General features: G+C 45.8%; 6 protein-coding genes. 1 reads left to right on the top strand and 5 read right to left on the bottom strand.

Annotation, left to right across the window (positions count from 1 at the left end; genetic code table 11):
- Positions 1–3,163 (top strand): AsmA-like C-terminal domain-containing protein (locus Q0389_RS09040; protein WP_298693635.1); only part of this gene is annotated, 3,163 nt, incomplete at its 5' end.
- 11 nt (positions 3,164–3,174) lie between these two features.
- Here the strand turns inward: Q0389_RS09040 and Q0389_RS09035 are convergent.
- The 5 genes from Q0389_RS09035 to Q0389_RS09015 form a co-directional block, all read right to left on the bottom strand.
- Positions 3,175–3,936 carry a metal ABC transporter permease gene (locus Q0389_RS09035; RefSeq protein ID WP_298693633.1) on the bottom strand — a complete coding sequence of 254 codons (762 nt, stop codon included), beginning with the start codon at positions 3,934–3,936 and terminating at the stop codon, positions 3,175–3,177.
- Positions 3,924–4,799: a metal ABC transporter substrate-binding protein gene (locus tag Q0389_RS09030; RefSeq protein WP_298693631.1), complete on the bottom strand. Its 876-nt coding sequence runs from the start codon at positions 4,797–4,799 to the stop codon at positions 3,924–3,926. Before Q0389_RS09030 ends, Q0389_RS09035 begins: the two co-directional genes overlap by 13 nt.
- 9 nt (positions 4,800–4,808) lie before the next feature.
- Entirely contained in the window at positions 4,809–6,092 is a 1,284-nt protein-coding gene (locus Q0389_RS09025) for a hypothetical protein (RefSeq protein WP_298693629.1), read from the bottom strand.
- Between the two features lie 46 nt (positions 6,093–6,138).
- Positions 6,139–6,411, bottom strand: coding sequence for a hypothetical protein (locus Q0389_RS09020; RefSeq protein ID WP_298693628.1), 273 nt, complete (start codon positions 6,409–6,411; stop codon positions 6,139–6,141).
- A 62-nt stretch (positions 6,412–6,473) separates the two neighbouring features.
- Positions 6,474–7,670, bottom strand: a complete 1,197-nt coding sequence (locus Q0389_RS09015; protein WP_298693627.1) for an ABC transporter permease — start codon at positions 7,668–7,670, stop codon at positions 6,474–6,476.
- Positions 7,671–8,594 lie beyond the last annotated feature (924 nt).

Raw genomic sequence — 8,594 nt, 5'->3', positions numbered from 1 at the left:
CAAAACAATCCCCAGAATCCATAGAAATCTCGTTCTTTTTTTTGCAACCGTTTTTTTGCTTGGTTTTTTCATTTTTCTTGCTCTGCTAGAAGGATTTCAAATCGATCACCTAAGATTCAAGGGTGTTACGATCGAGAAATTATATCTCAAATGGGACGATTCATTACGAATCGTCATTGGAAACATCGATCTAAGCGACATGGAAAAATCTTCGGAACCTTTTACCCTGAAACCGCTTTCCAAATTGCCTCCGGTTGTGCGTTCGATCGAGCAATGGGTCTATTCCATCCACATTCAAACTCTCCGCTATAAAACACTGGAAACTTCGATCCGATATCAGCGAGGAGAAATAGGCGAAATACTCTTGCAAGAGGGTAACTATACCTGCAAAGGCTCATTTAGGCTCGATCCGGCACGTTTTGATCTCACCCTCCCCCCATTTACTTTTGCCGATGCCAATCTCTCCGGCTCATTACGCGTCAATCTTCCTCAACAAAAGTTGCAAGGAGATATCACTCTTCGGTTGCCTGACACTCCGAATCTCAAAATACGCTTTCAAGGCGATACCGATACATTCGGTTTTTCCGCTTTAGCAGAAGGAACGATCAATACGGTAAAGCCGTTGGTCGATTTTTTCGGCATCGATCCTGAAGTACAGCCATGGATCGTCGAATACGCGAAAGCGACATCAATAACACTTAACAGCGCTCACGGTACATTTCATTACGATACGCCCGAAGAGCTGTTAACCGAACTCCGGATCGAAGCAACGGTTGCAAATGGAGAATATACCTTCGCACAAGGTTTTGATCCGATCAAAGCACCTGAAGTATTTCTCTCTTTTCACCGGGGAAAACTCTATATTTCTCCTCAAAGAGGAACGTTCTATACCCTACCTACCGAAAAAAGTAATCTTTTTATCGATTTTACGACACCGCACACGATGCTCGAAGCCCATATCGATACCGATCATGCAATGCTGAACGATCCGATTCTCTCGTTATTGCGCTTCTATAAAATAAACGTTCCGCTCAAACAGATGACGGGTGATTGTGCCGTCGATTTGAATCTTTCGATCAACCTTCATACGCTCGATACTACTGCGCAGGGAAATTTTCGTCCCTCCCCATCCGATTTTACTCTCGACAAAATTGCGCTTCATGCACAAGGGGGAATCGTCAGACTCGATAATGCCCGCGTAACCTTTGACGACTTTATCGCTTCTTACGGCAAAGGACTCGCCACCGCGAAAGTCAGAGGCGAATACAATGCTTCCAAAGATCGGGGAATCGTCTCCATCGATGCCTATGACGTCTCTCCGTTAGGCAATAAAAACTATTTTTCACTCAAAAGTCCTCGAGAACCGCTGCATGTTTCCTATATAATCGCTCCGGAAGGGGACAGTCTCGATTTTCTCCCTTCCCAATGGAACATACTGGGTGAAACATTGCAGGTCAACGGTTTTAGAGCACCGTTTGATTACCACAATGCCTCAACCGCTATCCATAATATTCCGTTTTCTATTTCGAATACCGCCAGCGGTAAAATCAGCGCTCTCTTTGACGGATCAAAGCAAAAGTCCGATATCAAAATAGGGATTCAGGAGTTTCATCTGGGTGAAATCCAGCTTCGTAACGCTCCGTTCAATATTAACATACGCTACGACGGCAGTATAGCCCGCTTCGGTACTCCCGATGCCTCTGTCTGGTCGATCCACAAACTACCGCTCCTTATCTCCCCTTTCAGTGCCGAGTTCGACGGCGATGAAATCGCTTTCAGCCACATCGAAACAGTTTTAGGTGACCTGCTCAAAGGAAAATTCAGCGGTTTTTACCGTTTGGATACCAAAAAAGGGAATATCGATATCAGCAACATGGTCGCATTGAATCCCAAGCTCCTGCCGCTGGTCGATACTCAAGATACCGTTACGCTCGATGCCGACCTATCGGGAGAAGAGATCGTCTTAAATGCCGAAGCGCTTAAAACCCGTTTTACGACGATCACGAACGGATGGAAAATGTCTATCGGCGATATTCGGCTGCTTTCTCAAAAATCTCCTATTTTACGCCGATACGATATCGACAACGGATATTTGAATATTTTTTACACCGGAGCTACGTCGCGTTACAGTTTCAACGGCGAGATCGATTATCCGTATGCGCTGATGGTCATTAACGACACTCCGGTATCGCACTACCGCTACAGCGGCACCTATCAGGACGGAATGAGTAAAATCAGGGTTAATGACCGCCTTGTGATCGATCGAAGTGCAAATACCATCGATGTCAGCGGAAAAAACATCGGCGTCAATATACCGCAGCTGTTTAAATTTTTATCGGCTCACTCTTCCGCTTCTACCGAATCCGCTTCATCTCCTTCTACGGATTCGATCCCGATTAATATCACGATTTCCAATACCTATCTGTATCTGATGAAAGAACGTAAAATTATCGCCGATACCATGAATGCAACGCTAAACGGCAGCAATATGGATGCCTCATTGCAGCATCGTGACGGAAATGCCGTACTTAAAATCCGTAAAGGTATTTTCTCGATCAACGGAATCGGTTTCAACGACGTATTTATGGAACATCTGTTCGCTCTAAGCGACTTTAGCGGAGGGAGATTTTCGTTTGAAGCCAAGGGGGAAGCCGAATCGTTTGACGGTTTGATGCGTATCGAAAAAACCATCCTCAAGGATTACAAGGTATTAAACAATGTCCTCGCATTTATCAATACCGTCCCCTCCCTAGCGACTTTCTCTCTGCCGAATTATAATACGAAAGGGCTTCCGGTCGAAGAAGGATACGCCCATTTTGTTTACAACAAAGGGCTTCTCAAAGTCGATAACTTTCTCTTAGACTCCAAAGAGATCAAAATGGTCGGTGAGGGTACTGCGGATATGAAAGCTGAGAATATTAACGGAACACTGACGCTCAAAACCGATCTAGGGTCGGCGATCGGAAAAGTTCCCATGGTCGGATACATCCTGTTCGGAGATGACGGTTCCGTATCGACGACTCTGACGCTCAACGGCAAACTCGATGATCCGCAGGTACATACCGCAATCGCGAAAGAGATCGTTACCGCACCGTTTAATATCCTCAAACGGACTTTGGTCTATCCGTTTTTATGGATGCTTCCGGATGAGAAAAAGAAATAATCCCAATCGGATTATCTTTTCTTAACCTCTCTGGCTCTTTCAAGCCATAAAACGATCAACAACGTCACGAACGTCCCCACAAACACGATACTGTATCCCGTCGGCCAATCGTTTCTATACGACAAATAGAGTGCACTTGCGATAAATCCCCAGCCGTACATCCATCCAAAATAAACAGGTATGAAGCGTTTCTGAAGCAATGCGACGTATGCCGGCGCGATCAAAAGCGTAAACACCACTAAAACACCTGCGAGCGGAACGGATGTCGTCACCATCAGGGACAACAAAGAAAAGAAAAAGAGTTCCCGTACAAAGCCGCTTAAACGTGAATACAAGCCCCAGTACAATAAGCAAATCACACCATAGACGGCCACCGCTTGAAGTATGTCGCCTGAACCGACGAATAAAATATCATTAGCCATCAATCGTTTAAAGAGTTCGTCCCCTTCGCTTCCCTGCGAAAGGACAATCATCACAGCCGAAGCTCCCATTGCATACAAAAGACCGATAAACGCTTCGATATGGCGGCTGTGGCGACTGACATAAGCGATAAGCAACGCCGCCGCAAACGAAAATACCAGACTCAATATGGCCTGATGTTCTCCCCCTAAAAAAGCGCTGCTCACTGCTATGCCTACCGCAGCGACCTGGCCTACGGCCAGATCGGTAAAAATCACCCCCCTGCGGAGAATTTCCAATCCAAAAAGAGTATGAATTCCCACCATGACAAAAGTCAGGGCGAGTACCGGCCAAAGAATCTCTAATGCCGACATATCTGCGAACTCATGATGTCAAAAAGCGATTCAAGATCTTTAGCTCCCGTTCCGACATCATAAGGAAGAGAAACCACTTTCGCACCCGTTTTATCGGCGATAAACTGCGCCGTTTTCGGTTCATGATACGTATCCTGAACGATGAGACCGATACGGCGATCACGCATTAGCGAAATCAACTCCATCGTATGACGGGAACTTGGGGAGATTCCAGGAAGCGGCTCGATGGTATCCGCCGTGCGAATGCCGTAGCGATTTAAAAAATAGCTAAAGAGTTCATGATACTGTACCGCCTCGCTGTTTCGGCACGGTGCCATCTGCTGTTCCCATTGAGTCAATTTTTCTTTCCAACGTGCGGCAAATGCATCGTAATTGGCTCTATAAAAGGCTTTTTCCGCAGGATCGATCTCGGAAAGTTTTAACATAATCACTTTTGCCAAAATCGGAATGTTATATGGATCAAGTGCGTAGTGAGGATTCCCGTCGGCGTGTACATCCCCTTGAGCACGGGAAAGGGATGCAGGCTTATCTATCGTTTTGACGTATTTGGAGAGATCGAAATAGCCGCTGGAACCCTGAATGATTTTGGGATTATTGGCCTGAGACAACAACGGAGGAATCCATCCTATCTCCAGTCCCCCCCCGTTCAAAATCAATAAATCACTTTGACGAAGAACTCCGATGAATGACGGACGCGGCACAACAAAATGAGGATCGGACGACGATGTGCCCAATACGCTCACTTGTGTTTTATTTCCGCCGATGGTTTTGACCAATTCTCCGATATAGGGATAAGCGGCCGTGACATGTACCGACGCGAACATCGGTACGGCAAACAAAAGTATCAATAATATTCTTTTCATTGTTTTTCCTTAAAAAGCATGAGCGCCGTGGGCACCGAGCTCAAGAGTATAGTTCAGCAATACTTCGTGCACCGTCTTACGTTCATCGTCAAACGCCTTAGAGCGGTCATGATTGTACTGAAGTCGGAATCGGGAGAATTCAAACGGTTTATATTCGAGTTTTGCACTGAAACGGTTTAAATCGTCCGGCGCACCGGCGACGTTTCGATACAGGTCATCGTATCGGATACCGCTGGCCCAATTTCCATCCATGCGATACAGCAGTTCACTGTAAAATCCGGCTTGCTTCTGCGTTTGAGCTTCTGCGTCTTGATCACGTTGCATCCACTCGTTCTGCCATATCAACGAACTAAATGCCCCCAGAGGATATTCGACTGTCAGATCGGCACCGTATATACGGGTCTGCCCGTAATCGGTGTAGCTATTGGCAATCGGTTCTCCGGAAAGATCAAGATTCTGAACTTCCGATTTTCCCTGAGCATAGCTGAGACCTGCCAATACCGTAGCTTTGCCGAGAGTTTGTGACATTTTCAGATATCCTACCCCTGTTGTCGCCGACTCTTTGGCACTGAATCCCTGCTCCGGATTACCGTCGAAAAGCTCGAAGCCGGCCATCAGATAAAACGGCGTGGGTGCGACCCACTGTATCTGGCCCCCTTCTCCACCCAAACCTTCAGGACCGAACAAAACATAGTTAATAAGTTCCTGATCCTCGAAATTCCAGGCATGGTGATGTTTTTCATTGACACGACCGAAAGCACTTTTGAATTTTCCCGCCTTTGCTTTGAAACCATAGTCCAATGCGCGTGTCGTAAAATAAGCTTCCTCTACCTCTATACCGCCGCTTCCGTCGATATGAAAAATCGCACTCGCATCCAAAAACGGATCGACGGTCGAACTCATCGCCACTTCGGCATAATTAAAATTAAATCCGTTTTTCGCGTTGAACGGTACTTCCATATCGTTAACAAACCCCGGAATCGTTGCAGCCGCATACGCATCTTTTGAAACGCTTCGCGAGGTATATCCGCCGTTCAAAATAACCGCAATATCCGGCAGCATCGTCGTCTGAGCTGTTTTTTGATCATTTTGTACCATAGAGGTTAAAGTCTCATCCTGCAATGTATTCGTTGCTTGCATTTTTGCCGTATTTTCCAGAACAGCGATTTTTTGCTGCATCTGCATCATCTGCTCATGCAATGCGGACATCTGTTGTTTTAATAGTTCAAGCTCGCTTTCATTGGCGCTGAGCACGGTTGCACAGGCAATGGAGAGCCATAATAATTTAGCCATAGTTGCTCCAAAATATGATAATGGTTTAGTGAATAGTTATAGAAAATCAGACCGAAAAAGGAGGGGCGCGAGGATTAATAAAGGAGTGGTAAGAATTATCGACGCGGACAGAGGGACGATTCTCGATATCATCGGAGAATAGAGGTTCGAATACAATCGCATGCGTCTGAGGCAGATCGGCGTCGCCCAAATGATTATGAACGAAACATTTGACACAATCGTTATGTTCATGCAAATCGTGGTGAACATGGGTATTGACAAGGTTCATGGAGACCGTGAACCAAAGTAAAAGCAGATAACGCCAATATTTTCGTTTCATGAGTGTGATTCTACAAAACCGAAATTAAGCGATCAAATTGCCGCATAAAGTGAGATTGACCTCTACTCATTGCGTAAAACCGTCAATACGTCGACTTCTGAGGCTTTTTTTGCCGGATACCACGACGAAAGCAAGACGATGACAAACGCACCCACAATGATCGAGAAAAAATCGACTGCACTTAAATCCAGCGGCAAAGTCGAGGTTGGATAGACATCGGCCGGAAGGGAAATGATATCGAACGTTCCCAATACCCACATCCCGATAAAGCCGAAAACAGCTCCCGTCGCTATCCCGAGGACGCCGATTACTATCCCCAGAATTAAAAAGACTTTTTTAACCTCTTGTTTCGAAGCACCCAGAGAGATCAATAGAGCGATTTCGCTGCGGCGGTTCATCACCGTCATCAGCAGTGAAGAGATAATGTTGATTGCCGCAATCAGGATAATGAGCATCAATACGATGAACAAAGACATTTTTTCCATTTTCAGTGCAGCAAAAAAGTTGCCGTTGTCTTCCCACCATCCGCGAATCGATACCGTATCCGGCAAATACGACGCGACACGTTTAATATCGGCCTCCGGATTCGGAGAATAGACATGGATGCCGTCATACAGATACGAAGGGATACCTAAAACACGCTGCAGTGCATCGATCGACGTATAAGAAAACCCTTTGTCGTACGCACTGAGCCCCGAATCGAATGTTGAAACGACTTTGAAGCGTTTGATTTTTGGCGTCAATGCCAGCCCGCCCGGTTCCATTTGGGTAAAAACATAGGTCAGTTTTTCGTTTTGCGAAAGGGAATATTCCTCTTTAAGCGCTTTTCCGACCATGACGTCAAACCCTTTAGGCGTGCCGTTTTTCAGACCGGCTGCGACGACCGCATTAACTTTCGCTTCTTGCGCAAAATCGACGCCGAAGAGGTACCCCCCCTCCATCAAATCCCCTTTTCGTGATAGGATCGCCGAATTGATATAAGGGCTGAATGAAAGATCGGGGAATTTTTTTCGTAAATCTTCTACCAACGCTTCATCGCAGGTCGCATAAAATTTTGGCTGAATTGTCATAGGGTAATTCATCACCGTAAGCTTTTTTTTGAACTCGTTGTCAAAACCGTTCATAAGTGCCATAGCAATGATGAGAACCATCACCCCCAGTGCGATTCCGGAGAATGCGAGGAGTGCGGAAAGAAAGATAAAGGGTTGCTCTTTGTCAAAGCGCAAAAATCGTTTGACGAGGTAAGAGACGATATTCAAGAGGCAAATACCCCTTTTTTAGGTCCCGATTTGCCGCAGCAGTTTTTGTATTTCAAACCGCTTCCGCACGGACAGTCGTCATTGCGGGCAATTTTTTTGTCGTCATTATCATGTTCCTGATGATTCAGACTCATTCGAAACGCTTCCTGCTTTTTTTCAAGCTCCATTTGGCGTGCAAATGCTTCGGCTTCTTCCTCGGCACTTTCCACTTTGAAACGGATTACGTGAAGGGTTTTAATCGTATCGTATTTGATCGTCTCGACCAATTCGCTGAAAAGGTTGTAACTCTCTTTTTTATACTCGACCAACGGATCTTTTTGATTGTAGGCACGCAGACGGATACCTGTTTTCATGCTGTCCATTTGGTAAAGATGTTCGCGCCACGCCGTATCAAGCGTTTTGAGATAAATCTCCCGCTCAATCTCCGAGCGAAGTTTTTCGTCGACAACCGACATTTTTTCATCATATTCGGCTTTAAGGGCATTGAGAGTCGTCTCGCGCAGATAATCAAACCCTTTTTCGGCATAGAGCGAACTCTCTATCGTACAGTTGAGTTCTTCTTTGAGCATCAACACAAGCCGATCCAAATCGATCTCTTCTTCGATCATCCCATCGAAAATACCGCACAGTGCGATCGTCCGATCAACATACTCTTCTCGGATCGATTCGATCTTATCTGCGATTTTATAGGCAGGATCTAACAATTCGCCGCGGAATTTATAGACGATTTTACGCTGTTCATTCGCAACATCATCGTATTCAACGATATGCTTACGCCCTTCGAAATGCATGTTTTCGACTTTTTTCTGCGCTTTTTCAACCGCACGGGTCACCATCGTCGATTCGATGTACTCACCCTCTTCTACTCCGAGACGTTCAGATCGGAAGAGCACACGTCTGAACTCCAGTCACATTCCTTTATCT

The sequence above is a fragment of the uncultured Sulfuricurvum sp. genome, from assembly GCF_937936435.1.
Lineage (GTDB): Bacteria > Campylobacterota > Campylobacteria > Campylobacterales > Sulfurimonadaceae > Sulfuricurvum.
This window is presented reverse-complemented; position numbering and strand designations above follow the sequence as displayed.